The following is a 22,123-nucleotide window of genomic DNA, read 5'->3' as shown; positions in this document are numbered from 1 at the left end:
TCAAGGTGACATGCAGCCGCTCCCACCGGCATCGGCAACAACTACCGATCCACCGGACCCTGGCGCACTAGGCGAACATCACCGGTGTGGGGGCGTACACAGACACATCACCGGTCCACCCGGAGTCGAACCGGGCGGTGCCCCGCGCACTGCCCGTGCTGTACTGCCCGTGCTTCGGAAGAGGGACAGCCGGAATCAGGGACATACGGGCCCCGGTCGAACTGCGCGGACAGCGGCTCAGCGCTTCTCGTACGGGTCCGAGGGTGCCGTGGTCCTCTTCACCGTCACGGCGTCCGGTACCGGGCGGGCCGTGTCCGAGCCGGGCTCGCCCATGGGGTGCCAGGTTCCCGTGACCGTCAACGGGCGCAGCCCTTCCTTCACATAGCGCAGGTACAGCTCGCCGAACAGGGCGATCCTGAGCAGCGCCGCCCCGCACAGGAGCAGCAGTACGCCCTGCGGGCGCAGCCGGACGTGGCGGTTCACAGCAGCCACCCGCCGACCAGCACGCTGCTCACCACGGCCACCACCCACGTCACGGACGAGAACCGCACCGCGAACGCCCGCCCGAAGGTGCCCGCCTGCAGGGCGACGAGCTTCAGGTCGACCATCGGCCCGACGACCATGAAGGCCAGCCGGGCCGTGGGCGAGAACCCGGTGAGCGAGGCCGCCACGAAGGCGTCCGTCTCGGAGCACACGCACAGCACGACCGCGAGGACGGCGAGCAGCAGTACCGACAGCCAGGGCGCGCCGGTGAACACGTCGAGCAGGGACCGCGGCACCACGATGCCGAACGTCGCCGCGGCGGCGGCCCCCAGCACGAGGAAGCCGCCGGCGCGCAGGAAGTCGTGCTGCAGCCCGTCCCGGAAGCCCCGCCGGCCGCGCCCGGCGGCCGGGGGTCCGCCCCCTCGCCGTACGGACGGCAGCCACTCCTCCTTGCCGAACCGCACCCACAGCCAGCCCATCGCCACGGCCGTGGCGAGCGAGGCGACGAGCCGCGCGCCGACCATGGCCGGATCTCCCGGGAAGGCGACCGAGGTGGCGACGAGGACGACCGGGTTGACGGCGGGCGCGGACAGCAGGAAGGCGAGCGCGGCGGCCGGCGCGACCCCGCGCCGCATCAGGCTGTCCGCCACGGGTACGGACGCGCACTCGCACCCCGGCAGCACCACACCGGCCGCTCCGGCGACGGGCACGGCGAGCGCCGGGTTCTCCGGCAGGACCCGCCGGAAGACCCGCTCCGGCACGAACGCCCCGATCGCCATCGACACGACCGTGCCGAGCAGCAGGAAGGGGATGCCCTGCACGACGACGGCCGTGAACACGGTCCGCCAACGGTCCACCAGGCGGCCACGGCGGGGGTGGCGAGATCGAGCGCCGGCAACGGCCCGAGCACGGACCCGACGGTGACGACGGCGATCAGCGCGCCTCCGCCGACCACCGCGTACACCGGCGCACGGGCCACCACCCGTGCCCCGTCGCCCGCACCGCGCCGTACCTTCTCCATGGTCGGCGCAGGTTAACGGCCGTCCCTGTGCACCACCCGTGCCCCGGCCCGGGGAGGACCGGGGCGGGCGCGGTGTGCGGTGTGCGGTGTGCGGTGTCTAGTGGGGTACCGCGTTGGCCGCGCTCACCAGTGTGGCGACCGCGATCACGGCAGCACCGAACGCCGCGATGAAACGACCCGGAAGGTAACGCGCGGCAATGCGTCGGAACACGGCGACAACCTCGCATCGTCAACGTAGGCCAGCGTATTAAATCTGCTTCATCGTGCGCTTAATGCGCCGCTTAACCTAGGACCTGTTCGCCTTTCGGGCAAGGGTCGCATTGAGCCGATCGTCGCCCTCCGCACACGAGGGCTAACTGACAGGTTTCACCCGGAAGTTGGATAGCGGACAGGCGTAAGTCGACTTACTGGCATGCTTACGCCATGGCCGAGCGCGACGACCCGGGAATCATCGGGCGCAGAGTGCAGCTGCTGCGTACGGAACGCGGGCTGACACAGAGACAACTGGCGGAACCCGCCTACACCCCCGCCTACGTCTCCACGCTGGAGGCAGGACGCGTACGGCCCTCCGAGGAGGCGCTGCGGCACATCGCCGAGCGGCTCGGGGTGGCGTACGAGGAACTGGCCACCGGGCGGCCCGCCCACCTCGCCACCGACCTGCGGCTGAGGCTCACCGACGCCCAGCGGACACTGGCGACCGGCGAGGCGGAGATCGCCACCGAGCAGTACACCGCGCTGCTCGCGGAGGCGGAGGCCCACGGGCTGGAGGCGGAGTGCGCGGCGGCGCTCCTCGGGCTCGGCGAGTGCGCCCTGGACACCGGGGACCTGGCGACGGCCCGGCAGCGCTTCGAGCAGTCGGAGCAGCGGCTGGCGGACGCGCCGCTGCCCGTCCGGGTCCCGGCCCTGCGCGGCCGGGCCGTCTCGCACTACCTCGCGGGCGAACTGCGGTACGCGTGCTACCTGCTGGAATCGGCCATCGACGAGCTGAACCGGGGCGGACTGCACGACCCGGACGCCCTGCTGCTGCTCTACGCGGCGGTGATCGCGCCCTACATGGACATGGGGGCGCACGCGCGGGCGGCGCAGGCCGCGGAGTTCGCGCTCGCGCTGGCCCCGCAGGTCGGCGATCCCGCGCTGCTGGCGCGTATGCACCGGTCCGTCGCCCGCACGATGATCGCCGAGGGGCGGATGGCGGAGGCCGACGCGTCCCTGGGCAAGGCGGCGGAACTGTACCGCCAGCTCCAGATCCGTACCGAGCTGGCCAACTGCCACTGGATGCGCGGCTACCTGTACGCGCAGAACGGCGACCTGGAGCGCGCCGAGAACGAGCTGCGCGAGGCACAGGCCATGCACTCCGCCCGGCGCGCCGTGCTCTACACCAGCCAGGTCGCGGTGGAACTGGCGGACGTGCTGCACCGGCGCGGCAAGTCCGACGAGGCGGCGGCGCTGCTGCACGGCGTGCTGGGCGACCTCAGCTCCGAGCGCGGGGCGGTCCACTCCGCGGGCGCGCACCGGCTGCTCGGCATCATCGCGGAGGACAGCCGGGACACCGAGGCGGCCGAGGAGCACTACGTCCGTGCGATGAGCCTGCTCGAACGGGCCGGCGCGGCGGGCGACCTGGCCGACCTGTGCCGGCTGCTCGGCGACCTGCTCCGGCGCACGGGCCGGATCGACGCGGCCCTGGACGCGTACCGGACGGGCCTCGGCCACCGCACCGCACCCGGCACGACGACCCTGGGCCCGGCACCGGCACACCCGCCGCTCTGACCACCGCCCGTCCCCCACCGCCGCCCACGCCCGCCGCCCCGGGGCGTGAAGAAACACGTCACGCACGCCCGGTACACGGGCCGGGGTCCGTCACACCTGCGTCCGCAGCCGGCCGAGCTGGCGCCGGATGTCGTCGAGCGCGCCCTGCCGGCGCCCCGGGACACGCTGCCGGAGGCCGGCCAGCGCGGTCCCGAGCTCACGGGCGCATGCCGGGTCGCCGATACGGCCCCACTGGTGGTGCGCCCGGTCGACGGCCGTCTCGACCCCGGCGGCGTCCGGGGACTGCCCCGCGGCCAGCCGGGCGTCGGCCACCGCCAGCCAGATCCGGCAGCTCAGCTCGGCGTCGCCCGCGAACATCGCGAGGTCGGCCCGTACCTCCATCCAGTGCACGACCTCGCCGGCCCCCGGTCCGTGCGTCCGCCGCGCCGCCCGCTCCCACCACTCGGCCAGCGCGGCGGCCTCGTCGTGCCGGCCGCTCTGCACGGCGGCGGTGATCTCGGCGTGCGGATCGACGGGGGCGTCCGCGGGCACGGGCGGGACGGGCTGAGCGGACAGGACGGGTTGAGCGGACAGGGCGGGTTGAGCCGGCAGAACGGGCTGTACGGGTACCGGCGCGTCGACCGGAGACGACGGCATGGGCGCGAGGGCCGGTACCGCGTACCCGGGAGCCGGAACGGCGGTCGGCGGGGCGGGAGTCGGCGGGGCGGGAGTCGCCGGGACGGCCACCGCCGGAGCGTCCGCCGTCGGAACGGCGGCTGTCGGGGTGGCGGCCGTCGCCGGAGCGTCCGCCGTCGGGGTGGCGGCCGTCGCCGGAGCGTCCGCCGTCGGGGTGGCGGCCGTCGGGGCCGGACGCGTGGGGTCGACCGCGAGGACGAGGTCGCGGCCGGCCGAGTCCGGGTCCTCGCCGAAGAACCGTGCCAGCGCCTGCTGGTGGAGCTGCGCGAGCGGCGGACGGTGACCGCTGCGGAGGATCGTGGCCACCGACCTCATGTACGCGGGCGCCGCCGTCGAACGCCGCGAGGGGGGCGGGGCGACCCTGCCGTACAGCGCGGCGCCCGGCCCCGCGGTGAGGGGCCGGGACGCCAGGTGCAGCCAGGTCTCCGCGTCGGTGTGCAGGTCGACGAGCAGGGTCGTGCTCCCCGGCGCGCGCAGCCGCAGTTCCTCGCGGATCCAGTGCCAGGGGAAGCCGGTGTAGCGGACGGTCGAGGGGGTCGTCCGGGCGAGCGCGAGGTGCGGAAGCCGTTGGCGGCGGTCGAGCTGGAGCTGCCCGGTGAGGAAGACCGTGAGCGGTCCGGGGGCCGTCGCGGCGCCCCGCAGCCGGGTCAGGACGGCCTGTGGCTCCAGGGGGTCGGCGAGTTCGACCACGTTCGCGGTGTCCGTGCCGGAGAGCACCGGGGGCGCCACCGCGGCCAGCACGGGGAGCACGGACGCGGCGTCCACGAGGCAGCCCTTGCCTGCCGGCGACGCTGCGATCAACAAGACGGTTCCTGGCATCGCGGTTGTCTCCTCCCCTTGGATCACCACGGCGTCACGGTAACGGGTGCGGGTGCAAAGTGGTTCGGTACGGGGGCGGTACGGGTCGGTCGGTGTCGTCCGCCGGGCCGTCACACCCTCCGTCACGTTCGCCGTCACACCCGCCGTCATGTCCGCCGTCACGTCCGTTGTCGCACCTGTCGTACGGCGAAGATCGTCGTGTCGTCCACCAGGTGACCGGTGCTGTGGCGCAGGGTGCCCTCCCTGACCAGTTCCACCAGGGGGCGGGGGCGGGCGGCGGCGGGGTCGGTGGAGACGGCCAGGGCGACCCGGGCGTGCAGGGGGAAGAAGACACCGTCGGCGTCGCGGGCCTCGGTCACGCCGTCCGTGACGAGCAGCAGGGTCTCGTCGGGGGCGAACGGCACCCGGTGGACCGGCGGGACGCGCGAGTCCGGCCCGGCGAGCCCTGTCAGGCCGAGCGGCAGGCCGTCGCCGGACGGCAGGAGACGTATCCCGGACGCCCCCGCCACCAGCGGCGGCTCGTGCCCGAAGTTGACGACCTCGATGTGGCCGCCGGGGGCACCGGGGACGCCGGGCGGCGGGAACGCAACGAGCACCGCCGTCGCGAAGCGCTCCACCCCCACCCCCACATCCACGCCCACGCCGCGCCGCGGTCGCCCGCCGAGGTCCGTCACGTACTGGCGGTGGCGGCTCATCCGCACCTCCAGCCGTTCGGCGACGACGGCCAGGGACGCCTCGTGGTACGCGGCCTCACGGAAGGTGCCGAGCAGGGCGGCGGCCGCGTCGACGGCGGGCAGGCCCTTGCCCTGGACGTCCCCGAGGAGGACGCGGGTGCCGTGCGGGCCCGGCTGGATGTCGTAGAAGTCGCCGCCGACGCGGGCCTCGCTGTCGGAGGCCAGGTAGACGGCCGCGTGCTCCAGTCCGCCCCAGGGGGAGGGCAGCAGGCGCAGGACGGTGCGGCGGGTCGTGTCGGCCACGTCGCGCATGTGCAGCATCCGCCGCTCCTCGCGCACCCGGACGGCGCACGCCGCCGTCGCGAGGGCGCCGCCCACGGCGACGAGGATGAAGTCGGGGAGGCCGGTCTGGTCCTGGTGCGGCCAGGCGGTGTCCACCTCGATGTAGGTGACGAGGGCGAGCACGGCGAGGACGGCCGTGCCCCTGAGTCCGCAGACGGCCGCGGCGATGCCCGGCACCAGGACGATCCAGGAGATGATCCTGAACTCGCCCGAGGTGTTGCTGTCGATCACGGCGATCGCGACGAGCAGGAGCAGCGGGGGCATCCAGGCGATGCTCCGTCCGCGTACACGGAGCAACTGCCGCCGCTGGGCACGGGGGAGCTCTTCCGTGCGGTCCACGTTCCCCAGCGAACCACGCACGCGGACGCGCCGCACGCCGGACCCGGCAGCGACCGGGGGCACCCGCCCCCACCCGGCACTCATGGGCCGATGAGTTTTCGCGGCACCAGGGGTCTGCATCCCAGGACCACGACAAGACCACGACAAGACCACGACGAGCCACGAGAACGACGCGGATGGGCGGACCGACATGACGAGCAGCAACCGCACCGGCCCCTGGGCCGGGCCGGCCATCGAGACCGCGGGCCTGGTGAAGACCTTCGGCGACACCCGCGCGGTCGACGGGGTCGACCTGCGCATCGAGGCGGGCACGGTCTACGGCCTGCTCGGCCCGAACGGCGCCGGCAAGACCACGACCGTACGCATGCTGGCGACCCTGCTGCGCCCCGACGGCGGCGAGGCCCGCGTCTTCGGCCACGACGTCGTACGGGAGGCGGACGCGGTCCGCAGCCGGGTGAGCCTCACCGGCCAGTACGCCTCGGTGGACGAGGACCTGACCGGCACCGAGAACCTCGTCCTGCTGGCCCGGCTGACCGGCCACGCCAAGAAGGACTCGTACGACCGCGCGGCCCAGCTCCTGGATGCCTTCGGCCTGTCGGAGGCGGCCGGCCGCCAGGTGAAGAACTACTCCGGCGGCATGCGGCGCCGCATCGACATCGCCGCGTCCATCCTGAACACCCCGGAGCTGCTGTTCCTGGACGAGCCGACGACGGGCCTGGACCCGCGCAGCCGCAACCAGGTCTGGGAGATCGTGCGGGCGGTCGTCGCCCAGGGCACGACGGTCCTGCTGACGACCCAGTACCTCGACGAGGCCGACCAGCTGGCGTCCCGGATCGCCGTCATCGACCGGGGCCGGGTCATCGCCGAGGGCACCAAGGGCGAGCTGAAGGCGTCGGTGGGCGCGGGATCCGTGCACGTACGGCTGCGGGACGCGGACCGGCGCCCGGACGCGGAGCGGCTGCTCCGGGGGGTCCTCGACGCGGAGATCCAGCTGGAGCCGGACCCGGTGGCCCTGACGGCCCGCGTGGGCAACGGCAACGGCAACGGCAACGGCACCCGGAACGGGAAGGACGCCGCCAAGAAGGCGTCCCGGGCCCTCGCCGAGCTCGCCCGCGCGGGCATCACCGTCGACAACTTCTCCCTCGGACAGCCGAGCCTGGACGAGGTGTTCCTCGCCCTCACCGGGAAGTCCGACCACCAACAGCCCGACCACCAGCAACCCGACCATCCGCGGTCCGGCGACCCGCGGCCCGGCGACCCGCGGCCCGTATCCGACCTCCCGCACCCGAAAGAGGCCACGGCATGAGCACCGCAACCCGGTCCACCACCGCGGAGACCGCGGACCTCGCACCGGTCAGCACCACGGACCTCGCCGCGCTCCTCGTCGGCGGGAAGCGGCCGCCGCGGCCCAACGCCCTGCAGACGTCCCTCACCTTCGGCTGGCGGGCGATGCTCAAGATCAAGCACGTCCCCGAGCAGCTCTTCGACGTGACCGCGTTCCCGATCATGCTGGTGCTGATGTACACGTACCTGTTCGGGGGCGCGCTCGCCGGCTCCCCGCGGGAGTACATCCAGTACCTGCTTCCCGGCATCCTCGTGATGTCGGTCGTGATGATCACGATGTACACGGGTCTCGCGGTCAACATCGACATCGAGAAGGGCGTCTTCGACCGCTTCCGCTCGCTGCCCATCTGGCGTCCGTCGACGCTGGTCGGCTATCTGCTCGGCGACGCCCTGCGCTACACGATCGCGTCGGCCGTGATGCTGACGGTGGGCCTGATCATGGGTTTCCGCCCGGACGGCGGCGTCCGGGGCGTGCTGGCGGGCGTCCTGCTCCTGATCGTCTTCTCGTTCGCCTTCTCCTGGGTGTGGACGATGTTCGGACTGCTGCTGCGCACGGAGAAGTCGGTGATGGGCGTGAGCATGATGATCCTGTTCCCGCTGACCTTCCTCAGCGACATCTTCGTCCGTCCCGAGACGATGCCCGGCTGGCTGCAGGCATTCGTCAACAACAACCCCGTCACCCACCTCTCCTCGGCGGTGCGCGGCCTGATGGACGGTTCCTGGCCGAGCGCGGAGATCGCGTGGACGCTGGGCTGGGCCGGCGTGCTGGTCGCGGTCTTCGGCCCGGTCACGATGAGGCTCTACAACCGCAAGTGACCGGCCCTCCCGGGGCCACCGAGCCTCCCGGGGCTGCCGGGGCCGCCGGGGCCACCGGGGCCACCGGGGCCACCGGGGCCGCCGGGGCCACCGGGCTCCGGAATCCCGAAATCCCCCGGATCCCCCTGGGGCCCCGGGATCCCCCTGGATCCCCCGGAAGAACGTAATCCGCGGCCGGATGCAGTCACCCCGGCCGTGCCCCGCGGGCGGAGGGCACGGCCGGGGGTCCTTCCTTGAGGGGTGCGCAAAGTCCTCTCGGCGCTGCTGATCGTGCTCGCCTGCGTCCTCGTGCCGCCGGCCGGGTTCGCGGCGTGGGCGAAGTACGAGATCGGCGACACCGGCCGGTACGTCGACACGATGGCACCGCTGGCCGCCGGCGCCGACGTGCGGGGCGCCGTCACGGACACCGTCACCGACGGGATCATGAACGAGGTCGAGGTGGGACCGCTGGAGGACGAGGTCCGCGCATACGTCCGCCGGGCGGTCCGCTCCTTCACCGGTACGGAGGCCTTCCGCAGGGCGTGGAACACGGCGAACCGGGCCGCGCACCGCACCGTCCTGCGGGCCCTGCGCGACGACGGCGAGCGTGCCGTCACGCTCGACCTGGCGCCGGTCGCGTCCCGGCTGAAGACCCGGCTGACCGACGACCACGTGCCGCTGGCGGACCGCATCCCCGTCGCGCGCACCGAGGTCACCGTCCTGCGCGCCCGCGAGGCGGGCCCGTTGCGGAAGGGGTTCCGCACGCTGGAGGTCGCGGGCTTCTGGCTCCCCCTGGCGACGGTCGCGCTGGCCGTCTGCGGCATCCTGCTGGCCGTACGCCGCCGTCGTGCCGTCACGGCCACGGCGCTCGGCACCGCCCTGGGCGCCGCGCTGCTGGCCCTCGCCACGGCCGCCGGACGCGCCCTGACCCTCTCCGGCCTCCCCGAGCACGTCCCGCGCGCGGCGGCGGGCGCGGTCTACGACGCCCTCACCGGGACCCTGCGCACGGCCACCTGGACCCTCCTCGCCCTCGGGCTCACGGTGGCCCTGGCCGCCCGGCTCACGGAGCGCCGCGCACGACGTCGCGCAGCGTCCGCAGCGCCTGCCCCAGCACCGGAACCGGAACCGAGGCGAGCCCGAGCCTGACCGCGTCCGGCGCGCCCTGCGGCCCCACGGCGAAGGCGGACCCCGGGGTGACCGCGATGCCGCGTGCGGCGGCGGCCGCCGTGAAGGTGTCCGCGCGCCAGGGCGCGGGCAGCTCCCACCAGGCGTGGTACGCGTGCGGATCGGCCCGTACCGTGAACGCGCCGAGCAGTTCCGCGACGACGCGCTGCCGCCGGGCCGCGTCCGCCCGTTTGCGCGCGACGAGCCGCTCGACCGTCCCGTCCCGGATCCACCGCGTGCCCGCCTCCAGCGCGAACCCTCCCGCCGTCCACCCGCCCGACCGCAGCGCCCCGGCCACCGCGCCGCTCCGCCCCTCCGGGACGACGAGGAAGCCGACGGTCAGGCCGGGCGCGACCCGCTTCGACAGACCGTCGACGACATGGACGCGCTCGGGGGCGTAGGCGGCGAACGGCACGCCCTCCTCGTGGAGGAAGGACCAGATGCGGTCCTCCACCACGGGCAGGTCCACGTCCCTGACCACTGCGGCCAGTTCGCGCTTGCGCGCGTCGCCGGCCGTCACCGAGGTCGGATTGTGCAGCGTCGGCTGCACGTACAGGGCGGAGAGCGGCGCGGCGCGGTGGGCCGCGGCGACGGCGTCGGGCCGCACCCCCTCCTCGTCCGTGGCGAGCGGCACGAGCGGGCAGCCGATGCGCGCCGCGATCTCCTTGACCAGCGGATACGTCAGCGCCTCCACGCCGATCCGCCCGCCGGGCCGGACCAGTGAGGCGAGGACGCCCGCGACGGCCTGCCGCGCGTTGCCCGCGAAGAGCAACTGGTCCGGCCGGGGCCGCCAGCCGGAGCCGCCCAGCAGCCCCGCGGCGGCCTCGCGCGCGGCGGCGGTCCCGGCGGCCGGGACGGTACGGGTCGCCTCACCGAGCACGTCGGGCCGCAGCAGCGGCGCGAGTCCGGCCGCCAGCAGCTCCGACTGGCCCTCCACCGACGGGTAGTTGAGTTCCAGGTTGACGGACACCCCGGGCGTGGCCTCGGTGAGGGACCGGCCCGACGGCACCGGCGAGGCCCGTACGTAGGTGCCGCGCCCGACCTCGCCGACGACGAGCCCGCGCCGCACCAGCTCCCCGTACACGCGCCCGGCGGTGGATCCCGCGATACGGCGCCGCCGGGCGAACACCCGCTGCGGCGGCAGCCGTTCACCGGCCTTCAGCCGTCCCGAGTAGATCTCCTCGGCCAGCCGGTCGGCGATGCGCCGGTAGTCCTCCACGTCCGTCCCTCCCTCGATCGCACGACGCACCCGGATTGCACCGAGAGCAAAGACCTTATTGCACCGAGCAGTCGACGCGGCCTAGGGTCCGTCCCATGGCTCCCTTCCTCGCGTACGGGGACAGCGGCCCGCGCGCTTCCACGGCGCCGCCCCTCGTCCTGATCCACGGCCATCCCTTCGACCGCACGATGTGGGCCCCCCAGGTGGCCGCCTTCTCCCCGGACCGCCGGGTGGTCACGCCGGACCTGCGCGGCTACGGCGCGTCCCCGGTGGTTCCCGGGACCACCCCGTTCGCCGTCCTCGTCGAGGACGTCGCGGCCCTCCTCGACGACCTCCGGATACCCGAATTCGTCCTCGGAGGACTGTCGATGGGCGGTCAGATCGCCATGGAGTTCCACCGGCTGTTCCCCGGGCGTGTCCGGGGCCTGCTCCTGGCGGACACCTCCCCGGCCGCGGAGACCCCGGCGGGCAGGAAGTCCCGCAACGCGACGGCCGACCGGCTGCTGCGCGAAGGGATGGCCGGGTACGCCGAGGAGGTCCTGTACGGGATGGTCGCGCCGTACGCCCGCCCGGAGGTGGCGGCCCACGTCCACCGCATGATGACGGGCACGCCGCCCGAGGGGGCCGCGGCGGCCCTGCGGGGGCGGGCGGAGCGGCCCGACTACCGCGAACTGCTGACACGGGTCGGCGTGCCCACGCTGGTGGTGGTGGGCGAGGACGACGGGTTCACCCCCGTGGCGGAGGCGCAGGCGATGCACGAGGCCCTCCCGGACTCGGTCCTGCGGGTGGTACGGGGCGCGGCACACCTGCCGAACCTGGAGCGTCCGGCGGACTTCAACGAGGCCGTGGCCGGCCTGCTGGCCCGCGTTTGAGGGGTTGCCGGCCGGGGAGCAGCCCCGCTTTTCAGGGACGCGGGGAACTGCGCGCTCAGCCCTCACCGGCCGGCCCCCGGGAACCCGCGGAGCAACCTCGCACGCACTCCCCCCGTCTTTGAGAGAAGATCCATGCAGACGCATGCAGGCGCATGCAGACGCATGCAGACGCCTGGGACGGAAGGGGTGACCTTGCGGAGCACGACGGCCGGGACGGCCGAGTGGACCCGGGACGACGGGGGCCCGATACCCCGGCACGGCCGCACCCGGGCCGGCGCCTGGTTCGCCGGCCTGCTCCTCCTCGGCGTGAGCGTCGTCCTCGGCTGCCGCATCGCGGACACCGACGCCGTCACCCCCGTACCCCAGCTCCTCGCGTTCCTGCCCTGGCTCCTCGCCCCCACCGGCGTGGCCCTCCTGTTCGCCCTGCTGTCCCGCTGGCGCACCGGACTCGTCTGGGGCGTGGCCGCCCTCGGTGTGACCGCCTGGTACATCGAGCCGTACGGCAAGACCATGGAACCCGGCGGCGTACCGGTCGCCGAGGTCCGCGTCCTCACCTCGAACGTCGAGTTCGGCCGGGCCACGGACGCCCTGATCGAGGCGGTCGGGAAGCAGCGCCCCGACTTCGTCTTCGTCCAGGAGTGCGAGGACACCTGCATGAAGGCACTGGATCGGACCCTCGGCAAGAACGGCGGGGGGAGCGGGGGGAGCGAGAAGAGCGGAGCAGGCGGCTATCCCTACCGACAGGCCGTCGAGGGAGCCGGTTCCGACGGTTCCGTCATCCTCAGCCGCCACCCCCTCAGGCCGGCGAAGGGCATCCGCGCCACCATGGGCATGCCCGGCGCCACCGCCGACGTGGACGGGCACGAGATCCGTCTGCAACTGGCCCACCCCATGCCGCCGCTCCCGGCACACCTGGACACCTGGCGCGAGGAGCTGTCCGCCCTGCGCGACTACGCCGCCGCGAACGCCGGCCGCCCCACGGTCGTCGCGGGCGACTTCAACGCCTCCCAGGACCACGCGGCCTTCCGCCGCATCCTGGACACCGGCCTCATGGACGGCGCCCGCCTGACCGGCGACACCCGCACCCCGACCTGGCCCGCCCTGACGGCCCCGGCCCTGGGCGCCCAGATCGACCACGTCCTGGTGTCCCGGGGCTTCACCGCGCACCGGACCCGTTTCCTGGACCTCGGGGACACCGACCACCGGGCGCTCGTCGTGGACCTGACCCTCAACAAGAGCCCGTGACCCCGTGGCCTCATGACCCCGTGACCCCGTGACCCCGGACATGACGACGTGGGCCGCCCTCTGTGCAGGAGAGGCGGCCCACGTCCGTGGGGGGTGGGATGGTACGTCCGAGGGGGCCCCGCGGGCCCCGGTCAGAACGGCCCGGTCGGGTCAGGCCCGGTCAGGTCGGGTCAGGCCCGGTCGGGTCCGGCCCGGTCCTAGTCCTGGTTGACCTTCGCCAGCGCCTTCGCGAGGCCGTTGGCCCAGAGCTGGTTGACCCGCGCCCGCTCCGCCGCGTTGGGGGTCGCGTTCGTGCAGGACGTGCCCGGACCGCCGCCCGACATCAACTCGCTGCACGGCCCGGAGTAGTGGTCGGGGAGCCCGAGCACGTGCCCGGTCTCGTGGGCGGTCACCCGGGTGGAGTTGTACTGCTGGTTCTGCCGGTAGTCGAGGAAGATGTAGCCGCGTCCGTGCCCGTCCGTGGAGGCGTACGAACCGCGCGAGTCGTTGCCCTCGCGGTACGTGAAGTTCGCCCCGCTGGTGCCGGCCTGGAGTCTGACGTTGGTGACGGAGCTGTTCCAGATCTGCGTACTGCGGGCTATCTGGGAGGCGAAGGTCGGCGCGGCCGAGGCGTTGTAGGTGACGGTGACGGCGGCGGTGGACTTCGGGTTCGCGGCACGCTGCTCCGCCACGGACTTCAGCACGGCGTCGAAGAATGCCTGATTGGCCTTCGCCTCCTCGCCGGAACCGTTGTAGCCCGCGAAGGAACCCGCGGTGGAGACGGTGGAGGCGGCGGACGCCGGCTCCGGCGCCGGGGCCGCGGCGGCCGGGACGGTGCCGAGCGCGGCGGCGGTGAGGCCGAGGCCGACCGCGGCGGAGAGCAGGGGGGTGGACAGTCGCATCGATGACTCCTTGCGTGGGGGGTGAAGTCGTCATCGGTGAGTTTCGGCGTCCGTGAGGCCGCTGTGATGATGCCAAACGGTGATAGGACGCACCTATCCGTTCGGAAACGATCAGCCAAGTCGCCTCTTTTGAGGAGGGTTTGTGCGTCTGGTGAAAGCCATACTTCCGCTTTAGGCTCCGACGCCATGGACCTCGAGGTGAGGCACCTCCGCGCGCTGTGCGCCATAGCCGACACCGGCAGCCTGCACCGGGCCGCCCGGCAGCTCGGCGTGTCACAACCCTCGTTGAGCACCCAGCTCAAACGCATCGAGCAGGAGCTCGGCGGCCCCCTCTTCCTCCGCGAGCGCACCGGCTGCCGGCCGACCCCGCTGGGCCTGGTCGTCCTCGGCCGCGCCCGGCCGCTGGTGGCCGAAATGCGGGCCCTGGTCGCGGAGGCCCGGGCCGCCGCGACGGACGCCGACGGGCCGCAGCTGCGTATCGGCTCCACCGCCAGCCGCGCCCTCGCGGGCTGGCTGCGGCGGCTGCGCGCACAGCAGCGGGAGCCGGTCCTGCAGATGGACGTCTCCCCGAACGCCCTGCTGCGCATGCTCGCCGACGGACGGCTCGACGTGGCCTTCGTGCACGAGGTCGAGGGCAGTCCGCTGCGGGTGCCGGACGGGCTCGCGCTGCGCGTCCTGATCGAACGCGAGCCGCAGTTCGTCTCCCTGCCGGCCGACCATCCGGCGGCCGCGCGCGAGGAGGTGCAGCTCTCCGACCTGGCCGGGGACCGGTGGATGATCGATCCGACGGTCGACGGCGAGTGGGACGCCGTGCACCGCATGCTGCGGGCGGCGGGGCTGCGGCCGCGGGTACTGCACGGGGACTACCACACGGCCGCCTCGCTGGTCGCCACCGGTGAGGTCGTCACGGTGTGCCAGCCGACGTGCCAGGTAAGGCCGGAGATGGCGGTGCGGCGGATCCAGGGGGACCCGCTGGGGGTCCGGCTGCTGCTCGCGGCGCGTACGGAAGGGGAGCTGGACCTCGTCTTCCCCGAGCTCTGGGAGGCGTACGCAGAGGTCGCACGGGAGGCACCCGGCTATGGGGAGTGGCTGGATCTGGTGGGGGTGTGAGGGCGGGAGCGTCCCCGACGAGTGGGGGCACCCCGTCAAGGACGGGGTGCCCCCACTCGTGTCAGACGCCGATGTCCTGGCCGTCCTTGCGCCAGACGGCCACGACCGCCGGGCGGACGATCCTGCCGGGACCGTCGGGCCAGGTGCTGGCCGGGTTCTCGACGGTGGCGCCGGTGATCTCGCCCGGGTGCTGGACCGCCACCAGGACGCGGCGGTCCTGGACGATCGGGCCGCAGGTCTCGGCGCCCTTCGGCACGGTCAGGAACTGCTTCAGCTCACCGCGCCGCTCGCCCTTCGTCGCCACGCCGAACAGGCCGTCGTGGGAGCCGAGCTGGGCGCCGTCGGTGGAGATCCACAGGTTGCCGTGCGGGTCGAAGGCCACGTTGTCCGGGCAGGAGATCTGGCTGACCTTGTCCTTCGGGTAGCCCGCGAAGTACGTGGCCGGGTCCTTCGGGTCGCCCGCGACCAGGAACAGCGACCAGGCGAAGCTCGTGGCGTCGGCGCGGTTGCGGCGCTCGGTCAGCTCCAGGACGTGCCCGTGCTTGTTGGCGTTGCGCGGGTTGGCCTCGTCCGCCTTGGCGTTGGAGCCGACACCGCGGTTGGTGTTGTTCGTCAGGGCGACGTACACCTTGCCGGTGTGCGGGGAGGGCTGGATGTCCTCGGGGCGGTCCATCTTCGTGGCGCCCACCTTGTCGCCGGCGAGACGCGTGAAGACGTACACCTCCTCGGCGGTCATGCCCGGGACGTGCGAGACGGCGCCCTTGGCGGTGGCCGTGGCCAGCGGGATCCACGTGCCGCCGCCGTCGAACTCGCCGTCGGCCGGGAGCTTGCCGGTGCCGTCGACCTCGATGGCCGGGGAGTCGCCGGTGAGCTTGGCGACGTACAGCGTGCCCTCGTCGAGCAGGGTCATGTTGTGCTCGCGGGCGGCGCGGCTGTTGCCGTGGCGCATCCGCTTGCTGCCGACGAACTTGTACATGTAGTCGAAGCGCTCGTCGTCGCCCGTGTAGGCGACCGGGCGGCCGTCGTCCGTGAGGCGGATGGTCGCGCCCTCGTGCTTGAACCGGCCGAGCGCGGTGCGCTTGCGGGGCGTGGAGGTGGGGTCGTACGGGTCCAGCTCGACGATGTAGCCGAAGCGGTGCACCTCGTTCGGCTCCTGGGCGATGTCGAAGCGCTTGTCGAACCGCTCCCACTTGCGCTCGGTGGTCCCGGTGCCGATGCCGTAGCGGGTGTCGGTCGTCCGGCTGCCGTTGGCGAAGTACTGGTTGAAGTTCTCCTCGCCGTGCAGCGTCGTGCCCCACGGGGTCTCGCCGCCTGCGCAGTTGTTGAGCGTGCCGAGGACCTTCTTGCCGGTCGGGTCGGCGGAGGTCCTGAGCAGCTCCGAACCGGCCGCGGGACCCGTCACCCGGAACTCGGTGGTCGCGGTCACCCGCCGGTTGAGGTGGTGGCGGGGCACGGCGGTGAGCTTGCCGCTGCGCCGGTCCTCCTCGACCACGACGACACCCAGACCGTGGGCGGCCCAGGCGATCTCCACCTGCTCGCGGGTCGGGTTGGCGGGGTCGTAGCCCTTGAACATCAGGACCTCGTCCGTGTACTCGTGGTTCGCCACGAGCAGCTGGCGGCCGCGCTCGCCCGGCAGCGGGAGCAGGGCGAGGAAGTCGCAGTTGTAGCCGAACTGGCCCGCCTGCGCCTTGGCGGTCTGCCTGTCCGGGTCGAAGGCCGGGGCGCCGCGCAGGATGGGCTCGCCCCAGCGGATGACCACGTTCTGGCCGTAGCCCTCGGGGACGGTCACGGCGTCGGCGGTGTTCGGCGCGACGGGGGTGAAGCGCAGGCCGCGGGCTGCCTTGCCCTTCGAACCGTGCGCGCCGTGCGACCCGTGCGAGCCCTTCGCGGCGGGGGCGGGGGCGGCCGCGGCGGGGGCCGCGCCGGCGCCGAGGACCGCGCTCCCGGCCGCCGTGGTCACGGTCACCGCGGCGGCGGCGCGCATCATGGACCGGCGGCTGAGCGCCCCGGCGATGACGTCGCCGACGTATTCGTTGGCGCTGGTGTTGGGCGCCGGGTGGAAGCAGGCGTCACCACAGCGGTAGCGGCAGGTCATCTCGGAACGGCCGCCCGGGTGTGATCCGGTCGGGCCGATCAGCGGCAGCAGGTTGCGCACGTTCACTCCCCTATGTCTGTGTCTGTCGCGACGCTAGGGGCACACCCGTGCGAGGGCGCAGCCAGAAGGTGAACGATCGGTGAACCCCATCGGTCCGCAGGGGCGCCAAGGCAAAGGGAAGGTAAGGCGTACCTAAGTTGACAGGCATCGGCGACCCTGCCCAAGATCCCCGAATCCTGCGGATAACCTTACGTGTCCGTCCTGGCCAGGGATCGACGGAAACAACTCATGCGAAGGGTTGCGCACATGGGCATTCTCACCCGCCTGCGGAATGCGTTCGGAAAGTCACGCAAGGGAGAGTCTGCCGCTGCCGCGGACCCCTCCACCTCTGCCACCGCCGAGCCGACCGTGCCGGCGGCCCGGCAGGAGACGGCTCCCGAGCCCACGCCCGCGGCAGCCGAGCCCGAGGCGTCCGTCCCCGCGCCGGCTGCCGAGCGCGAGGCCGAGCACCGGACCGAGCGCAAGGCGTCCGTGGTGGACGACCTCGTCTCGGCGGCGTTCGACAACGTGACGGTCCCGAAGCAGGCGGCTGCGCCTGCGCCGACCGAGCGGAAGTCCGAGCCGGAGCCCGAAGCTGAGGCGAAGCCCGCGGAGGAGACAGCCGAGGCGAAGGCCGAGCCTGCCGTCGAGCCGGAGCCCGCCACGGCTGCGAAGCCCGAGCCCGAGGTGGAGGCGAAGCCCGAGGCTGAGGCTGAGGCGACGGAGTCCGAGGCGAAGAGCGAGCCCGTAGCCGAGACGGCGGCGGAGCCGGAGCCGGCCGCGAAGGCCGAGACCGCTCCCGAGCCGGAGCCGGTGGCGGCCGAGCCCGACGCGGAGCCGGAGCGGAAGAAGTCCGAGCCGAAGCCCGCCGCGAAAGCCGAAGCAGCCCCCGAGCCTGAACCGGAGCCGGAAGCGAAGGCCGAGGCCGCTGCCGGGACGGCACCGGAGCCGAAGGCTGAGCCCGAGCCCGTCACCGCCGAGGCCGCCCCCGAGCCGAAGCCCGAGCCCGCAGCCGCAGCCGCAGCCGACACGGAGCCGGAGCCGAAGCCGGAGTCGGAGCCCGCCACGCATGCCGAAGCCGCTGCGGAGCCCGAGCTGATCATCCAACTCGTCCCGGAGCCCGAGACCACTCCCGAGCCCGAGCCCACCGTCGCCTCCGACGAGGAGGCCGAAGCCGCCGCGGAGAAGGCCGTCGAGGCCGAGGCCGAGGTGAAGGCCGCGGTCGCCGAGGCGGTGTCGGAGCCCGAGACGCCCACCGCGGAGGCGGACGAACCGTCGGCCGCCTCCGTCGCCGCCGACGACCAGACCGAGCAGAAGCCGGCCGAAGCCGAATCCGAAGCCGGTACCGCGGCCGAGCCCGCCACCGAGAAGGCGGAGAAGGCGGAGAACGCGAAGGACGCGGAGGACGCGGACGGCGTCGAGAACGCAGAGGCAGAAGAGGCCACCCCGGCCACCGCAGCCGCCCCGGCCACTCCCCTCCCCGACATCGAGTCCCACGCCCCCGGTCTCCTCTCCGCCTACAAGGCCGCCGCCACCGCCCTGGAGAACCAGGGCCTGACCGGCACCCGCGCCAGGGTCTACCTCGTGCTGGACCGCTCCGCGTCGATGCGTCCGTACTACAAGGACGGCTCCGCGCAGGCGCTCGGCGAGCAGACCCTCGCGCTCGCCGCCCACCTGGTGCCGGAGGCGAACGTCCAGGTCGTCTTCTTCTCCACGGAGCTGGACGGCACCGGCGAGCTCACCCTCGCCGAGCACGAGAACAAGATCGACGAACTCCACGCCGGCCTCGGCCGTATGGGACGTACGAGCTATCACGCGGCCGTGCAGGAAGTGATCGCCCTGCACGAGAAGGCCGGCACCCCCACGGCCCCCGGCCTCGTCGTCTTCCAGACGGACGGTGCTCCCGACGCCAAGACCCCGGCCACCCAGTCCCTCACGGACGCGGCGAAGAGCCACCCCGGTCTCTTCTTCTCCTTCATCGCGTTCGGCGAGCACGACAACAAGGCATTCGACTACCTGCGCAAGCTGAAGACGGACAACACCGCCTTCTTCCACGCGGGCCCGACGCCCCGCGAGCTCACGGACACGGAGGTCTACGAGGGCGTACTGGCGAACTGGCGCCCGTAACCTCCGCCTCCCCCGCCCCTCAGCCCTCTCAGCCCCCTCTCCTCCCCCTCCTCACCCCCACACCCCGGCCGCCCCTTCTCGTCCCGTAAAACGAGGAGCGGGCGGCCCACCCGTGTCGGCTACGATTTCAAGGTTCGTAAGACGGCCGACGGCCGAAGCACCATCCGGCCCTCCGTCACCCCACGTAGCGACTCGGGAGCAGCCCGCAATGGCTCGACACCTCATCACCAGCGCCCTTCCGTACATCAACGGGATCAAGCACCTGGGCAACATGGTGGGGTCCATGCTCCCGGCGGACGTGTACGCCAGGTACCTCCGCCAGCGCGGCCACGACGTCCTCTACATCTGCGCGACGGACGAGCACGGCACCCCGGCCGAACTGGCGGCGAAGGAGCAGGGCCTGCCGGTCGCCGAGTTCTGCGCCGGGGCCCATGACGCGCAGAAGGCGATCTACGACGGCTTCCAGCTCGCCTTCGACCACTTCGGCCGCAGCTCCTCCCCGCAGAACGCCGAGCTGACGCAGCACTTCGCCCGCAGGCTGAACGAGAACGGCTTCATCGAGGAGCGCGCGATCCGGCAGGTGTACTCGCCCGCCGACGGCCGCTTCCTGCCCGACCGCTACGTCGAGGGCACCTGCCCGCACTGCGGTTACGACAAGGCGCGCGGTGACCAGTGCGAGAACTGCACGCGCGTCCTGGACCCGACCGACCTGATCGAGCCGCGGTCGGCGATCTCGGGTTCGACGGAACTCGAAGTGCGCGAGACGAAGCACCTCTTCCTCCTCCAGTCGAAGCTGCAGGGCGAGGTGGAGGCATGGATCGACCAGGTCTCCGACGAGTGGCCGCAGCTCGCCTCCTCCATCGCCCGCAAGTGGCTGACCGAGGGCCTGCACGACCGGGCGATCACCCGTGACCTGGACTGGGGCGTGCCGGTCCCGGCCGACACGTGGCCGGAGCTGGCGGCGGAGGGCAAGGTCTTCTACGTCTGGTTCGACGCGCCGATCGAGTACATCGGGTCGACGAAGGAGTGGGCGGACGCGGCCCCGGAGGAGAACCGGGACTGGAAGTCGTGGTGGTACGAGCCGGCGGGCGCGTCGGACGTGCGCTACACGGAGTTCATGGCGAAGGACAACGTCCCCTTCCACAGCGTGATGTTCCCGGCCACGGAGATGGGCGTACGGGAGCCGTGGAAGAAGGTCGACCAGCTCAAGGCGTTCAACTGGCTGACGTACTACGGGGGCAAGTTCTCCACGTCGCAGAAGCGGGGCGTCTTCACCGACCAGGCCCTGGACATCCTCCCCGCGGACTACTGGCGCTACTTCCTGATCGCCAACGCGCCCGAGTCGGACGACGCGTCGTTCACGTGGGAGCACTTCACGGCGACGGTGAACAAGGACCTCGCCGACACCCTCGGCAACTTCGTCAACCGCGTCCTGTCCTTCTCGAAGAAGCGCTTCGGCGAGGAGGTCCCGGCGGGCGCGGCGGCGGGCGACCCCGAGGCGAGGCTCGGCGAGGAGATCGCGTCCCTTCTCGCCGAGTACGAGACCCAGATGGAGGCGCTCCAGTTCCGCAAGGCGGCGACGGCCCTGCGCGCGCTGTGGTCGGTGGGCAACTCCTACCTGGAGGAGAAGGCCCCCTGGCTGGAGATCAAGACGAACCCGGAGGGCGCGGCCCTCACGCTCCGCACGGCGATGAACCTGATCCACCTGTACGCGGTGGTCTCGGAACCCTTCATCCCGTCCTCGTCCGCCGCCATGCGCGCGGCCTTCGCCCTGCCGTCCGACACGGCGTCCTGGGTGACCGCGGAAGAGGCCCGCACCCTGGACTCGGTCCCGGCCGGCACCCCCTTCACGGTCCCCCCGGTCCTCTTCGCCAAGATCACGGACGAGGACCTGGAAACGTACAAGGAGCGCTTCGGCGGCGCGCCGGAGTAGTCGAGGGGGGAGGGGCCCCGGGCACCCGCCCCTCTCCCCCTCCCTCCCGAGCGAACTCCGTACGCGACGGCCCGCCCGGCCCGCCCCCCCGGCCGGGATGCGCTCAGTCGCCCTCGAAGAGCTGCGCCGCATCGGTCGCGTGCACCGCACGCCGCGCCCAGATGTCGAGCTGCCCCATGTCGGCACGAGCACGCACCCGCTCGCGCACCGGGTCGGGCACCTCGATGCCGCGCCACTGGAGGATGTTCAGTGTCATGTCGGCCCGGTCCTCCAGCCGCCCCTCTTCGCGCCCTTCCTCGCGAACCTTCTCGGCGACCTCGTGCCTGAGGAAGTAGTTGATCGCCGTCATCAGGTCCCTCCAGATCTGCTTCGCCTGGGGATCTACCAGGCACGACTCGGTGAACTGTGCGAAGACCGCCGCGGTGTCGGGGTCGAGGGTCTGCAGTGCGGTGGCGAGGGTCTCCCGTATGGCGGCGGCCTGCGGGCCCCTGCCATGCGTCATCGCCGAGAACGCGGCGAGCGGTACGTCCCGTGCGGCTTCGCGCTCGTCCGTGATCAGCGGCACGTTCTCGGGCCAACGAACTACGCGACGCCGAGGTCACACCACACGTACTTGCTCCTGCCGCCGTCCTTCGACAGCGGGTGCCAGCCCCAGACGTCCGCGCAGGCCTGGACGAGGGCCAGGCCCCGCCCCGATTCCGTCTCCGCCCCCGCCCCCGCCCCCGCTCCCGCTCCCGCCAGGTCGGACACCGACGGGGCTGGCCGCGGGGGTTCGGGGTCCCCGTCCCACGCGCCGATCCGCAGGATTTCGTCCCGCCATCGCAGACGCAGGGCGGCGGGCCCTTTCGTGTGGCACACGGCATTGGAGACGAGCTCCGCCGCGAGAAGCTCGGCGACATCGGTGAGACCGATCAGCCCGTGGACGGTGAGGATCGGACGGAGGGTCCGGCGGCAGACCGTCACCGCGCGGGGGTCGTTGGGGATACTGAGCGTGTATTCCCAGGGTTCGATGGCGTTGTGCGGCATGCGTGAACTCCACTCCGTGAAAGGGGTCGAGGTGGGGGGCAGTGGCATGCCGCAGCCGTCGTGGCAGGACGGAGTGGTGCGCTTCCGGAGCCCCGAAATTCGCATAGTGTGCGTCGCGTCACTGACAGTAGAGACCAAAGTTGGTCTCATGCA

At 72.8% G+C, this 22,123-nt stretch carries 16 protein-coding genes and 2 pseudogenes; 9 read left to right on the top strand and 9 right to left on the bottom strand.

Translation table 11 applies throughout. The features are described 5' to 3' along the window. Window positions 1-237 precede the first annotated feature (237 nt). The gene (locus tag KM933_RS40530; protein ID WP_430727276.1) at window positions 238-483 is read right to left on the bottom strand and encodes a hypothetical protein; all 246 of its coding nucleotides are present in this window, start codon (window positions 481-483) and stop codon (window positions 238-240) included. Further along, window positions 480-1,504 (bottom strand): annotated as a pseudogene (locus KM933_RS04395) (permease). The gene KM933_RS40530 and the pseudogene KM933_RS04395 overlap by 4 nt, the downstream one beginning before the upstream one ends. A 423-nt stretch (window positions 1,505-1,927) precedes the next feature. Between KM933_RS04395 and KM933_RS04390 the strand changes: the two are divergent. Further along, on the top strand, window positions 1,928-3,271 hold the full coding sequence (locus KM933_RS04390) for a helix-turn-helix domain-containing protein (RefSeq protein WP_221348451.1): 1,344 nt from the start codon (window positions 1,928-1,930) through the stop codon (window positions 3,269-3,271). Between the two features lie 90 nt (window positions 3,272-3,361). Here KM933_RS04390 and KM933_RS04385 read toward each other — a convergent pair whose 3' ends face one another. Both KM933_RS04385 and KM933_RS04380 read right to left on the bottom strand, forming a co-directional pair. Next, a complete protein-coding gene (locus KM933_RS04385) occupies window positions 3,362-4,765 on the bottom strand; it encodes a hypothetical protein (RefSeq protein WP_221348450.1) in 1,404 nt (467 codons plus the stop codon). Between the two features lie 158 nt (window positions 4,766-4,923). Next, window positions 4,924-6,045: a PP2C family protein-serine/threonine phosphatase gene (locus KM933_RS04380; protein WP_260333057.1), complete on the bottom strand. Its 1,122-nt coding sequence runs from the start codon at window positions 6,043-6,045 to the stop codon at window positions 4,924-4,926. Window positions 6,046-6,310: 265 nt separating this feature from the next. On the opposite strand from KM933_RS04380, the gene KM933_RS04375 reads away from it, so the two are divergent. From KM933_RS04375 to KM933_RS04365, 3 genes are all read left to right on the top strand, one after another. Next, window positions 6,311-7,426, top strand: coding sequence for an ATP-binding cassette domain-containing protein (locus KM933_RS04375; protein WP_221348448.1), 1,116 nt, complete (start codon window positions 6,311-6,313; stop codon window positions 7,424-7,426). Next, window positions 7,423-8,280, top strand: coding sequence for an ABC transporter permease (locus tag KM933_RS04370; RefSeq protein WP_221348447.1), 858 nt, complete (start codon window positions 7,423-7,425; stop codon window positions 8,278-8,280). Before KM933_RS04375 ends, KM933_RS04370 begins: the two co-directional genes overlap by 4 nt. A 240-nt stretch (window positions 8,281-8,520) precedes the next feature. Further along, a complete protein-coding gene (locus KM933_RS04365) occupies window positions 8,521-9,405 on the top strand; it encodes a hypothetical protein (protein ID WP_221348446.1) in 885 nt (294 codons plus the stop codon). On the opposite strand, the gene KM933_RS04360 is transcribed toward KM933_RS04365, so the two are convergent. Beyond that, on the bottom strand, window positions 9,320-10,642 hold the full coding sequence (locus KM933_RS04360) for an aminotransferase-like domain-containing protein (protein ID WP_221348445.1): 1,323 nt from the start codon (window positions 10,640-10,642) through the stop codon (window positions 9,320-9,322). The genes KM933_RS04365 and KM933_RS04360 overlap by 86 nt on opposite strands. Before the next feature lie 95 nt (window positions 10,643-10,737). Here KM933_RS04360 and KM933_RS04355 point away from each other — a divergent pair, with 95 nt between their 5' ends. Continuing rightward, entirely contained in the window at window positions 10,738-11,514 is a 777-nt protein-coding gene (locus KM933_RS04355; RefSeq protein WP_221348444.1) for an alpha/beta fold hydrolase, read from the top strand. Window positions 11,515-11,706: 192 nt separating this feature from the next. Continuing rightward, on the top strand, window positions 11,707-12,759 hold the full coding sequence (locus KM933_RS04350; protein WP_430727275.1) for an endonuclease/exonuclease/phosphatase family protein: 1,053 nt from the start codon (window positions 11,707-11,709) through the stop codon (window positions 12,757-12,759). A gap of 197 nt (window positions 12,760-12,956) precedes the next feature. Here KM933_RS04350 and snpA read toward each other — a convergent pair whose 3' ends face one another. Next, window positions 12,957-13,640 (bottom strand): snapalysin, encoded by a 684-nt coding sequence (snpA, locus tag KM933_RS04345; RefSeq protein WP_221348442.1) that lies wholly within the window; start codon window positions 13,638-13,640, stop codon window positions 12,957-12,959. 186 nt (window positions 13,641-13,826) lie between these two features. On the opposite strand from snpA, the gene KM933_RS04340 reads away from it, so the two are divergent. Beyond that, a complete protein-coding gene (locus KM933_RS04340; RefSeq protein WP_221348441.1) occupies window positions 13,827-14,750 on the top strand; it encodes a LysR family transcriptional regulator in 924 nt (307 codons plus the stop codon). A gap of 61 nt (window positions 14,751-14,811) precedes the next feature. Here the strand turns inward: KM933_RS04340 and KM933_RS04335 are convergent, their stop codons facing one another. Continuing rightward, entirely contained in the window at window positions 14,812-16,905 is a 2,094-nt protein-coding gene (locus KM933_RS04335; RefSeq protein ID WP_221348575.1) for a PhoX family protein, read from the bottom strand. Window positions 16,906-17,151: 246 nt separating this feature from the next. Between KM933_RS04335 and KM933_RS04330 the strand changes: the two genes are divergently transcribed. Both KM933_RS04330 and metG read left to right on the top strand, forming a co-directional pair. Continuing rightward, window positions 17,152-19,011 carry a VWA domain-containing protein gene (locus tag KM933_RS04330; RefSeq protein ID WP_221348440.1) on the top strand — a complete coding sequence of 620 codons (1,860 nt, stop codon included), beginning with the start codon at window positions 17,152-17,154 and terminating at the stop codon, window positions 19,009-19,011. Between the two features lie 208 nt (window positions 19,012-19,219). Further along, window positions 19,220-20,944: a methionine--tRNA ligase gene (metG, locus tag KM933_RS04325; RefSeq protein ID WP_221348439.1), complete on the top strand. Its 1,725-nt coding sequence runs from the start codon at window positions 19,220-19,222 to the stop codon at window positions 20,942-20,944. Window positions 20,945-21,047: 103 nt separating this feature from the next. Here the strand turns inward: metG and KM933_RS04320 are convergent. Continuing rightward, window positions 21,048-21,536, bottom strand: a pseudogene (locus KM933_RS04320) (hypothetical protein); the annotation flags it as partial. Continuing rightward, complete coding sequence (locus KM933_RS04315; RefSeq protein WP_221348437.1) at window positions 21,527-21,970, bottom strand: ATP-binding protein; 444 nt, start codon at window positions 21,968-21,970, stop codon at window positions 21,527-21,529. The gene KM933_RS04315 and the pseudogene KM933_RS04320, both read right to left, overlap by 10 nt. Window positions 21,971-22,123: the final 153 nt, after the last annotated feature.

The organism is Streptomyces beigongshangae (assembly GCF_019710745.1).
Taxonomy (GTDB): domain Bacteria; phylum Actinomycetota; class Actinomycetes; order Streptomycetales; family Streptomycetaceae; genus Streptomyces; species Streptomyces beigongshangae.
This window is presented reverse-complemented; position numbering and strand designations above follow the sequence as displayed.

Excerpts from the sequence above, each read along its gene's own strand:
- KM933_RS04330 (WP_221348440.1), top strand. The coding sequence starts at position 17,152 with ATGGGCATTCTCACCCGCCTGCGGAATGCGTTCGGAAAGTCACGCAAG.
- metG (WP_221348439.1), top strand. The coding sequence starts at position 19,220 with ATGGCTCGACACCTCATCACCAGCGCCCTTCCGTACATCAACGGGATC.
- KM933_RS04355 (WP_221348444.1), top strand. The coding sequence starts at position 10,738 with ATGGCTCCCTTCCTCGCGTACGGGGACAGCGGCCCGCGCGCTTCCACG.
- KM933_RS04375 (WP_221348448.1), top strand. The coding sequence starts at position 6,311 with ATGACGAGCAGCAACCGCACCGGCCCCTGGGCCGGGCCGGCCATCGAG.
- KM933_RS04340 (WP_221348441.1), top strand. The coding sequence starts at position 13,827 with ATGGACCTCGAGGTGAGGCACCTCCGCGCGCTGTGCGCCATAGCCGAC.
- KM933_RS04385 (WP_221348450.1), bottom strand. The coding sequence starts at position 4,765 with ATGCCAGGAACCGTCTTGTTGATCGCAGCGTCGCCGGCAGGCAAGGGC.
- KM933_RS04315 (WP_221348437.1), bottom strand. The coding sequence starts at position 21,970 with ATGCCGCACAACGCCATCGAACCCTGGGAATACACGCTCAGTATCCCC.
- KM933_RS04390 (WP_221348451.1), top strand. The coding sequence starts at position 1,928 with ATGGCCGAGCGCGACGACCCGGGAATCATCGGGCGCAGAGTGCAGCTG.
- KM933_RS04370 (WP_221348447.1), top strand. The coding sequence starts at position 7,423 with ATGAGCACCGCAACCCGGTCCACCACCGCGGAGACCGCGGACCTCGCA.
- KM933_RS04380 (WP_260333057.1), bottom strand. The coding sequence starts at position 6,045 with ATGCCCCCGCTGCTCCTGCTCGTCGCGATCGCCGTGATCGACAGCAAC.
- snpA (WP_221348442.1), bottom strand. The coding sequence starts at position 13,640 with ATGCGACTGTCCACCCCCCTGCTCTCCGCCGCGGTCGGCCTCGGCCTC.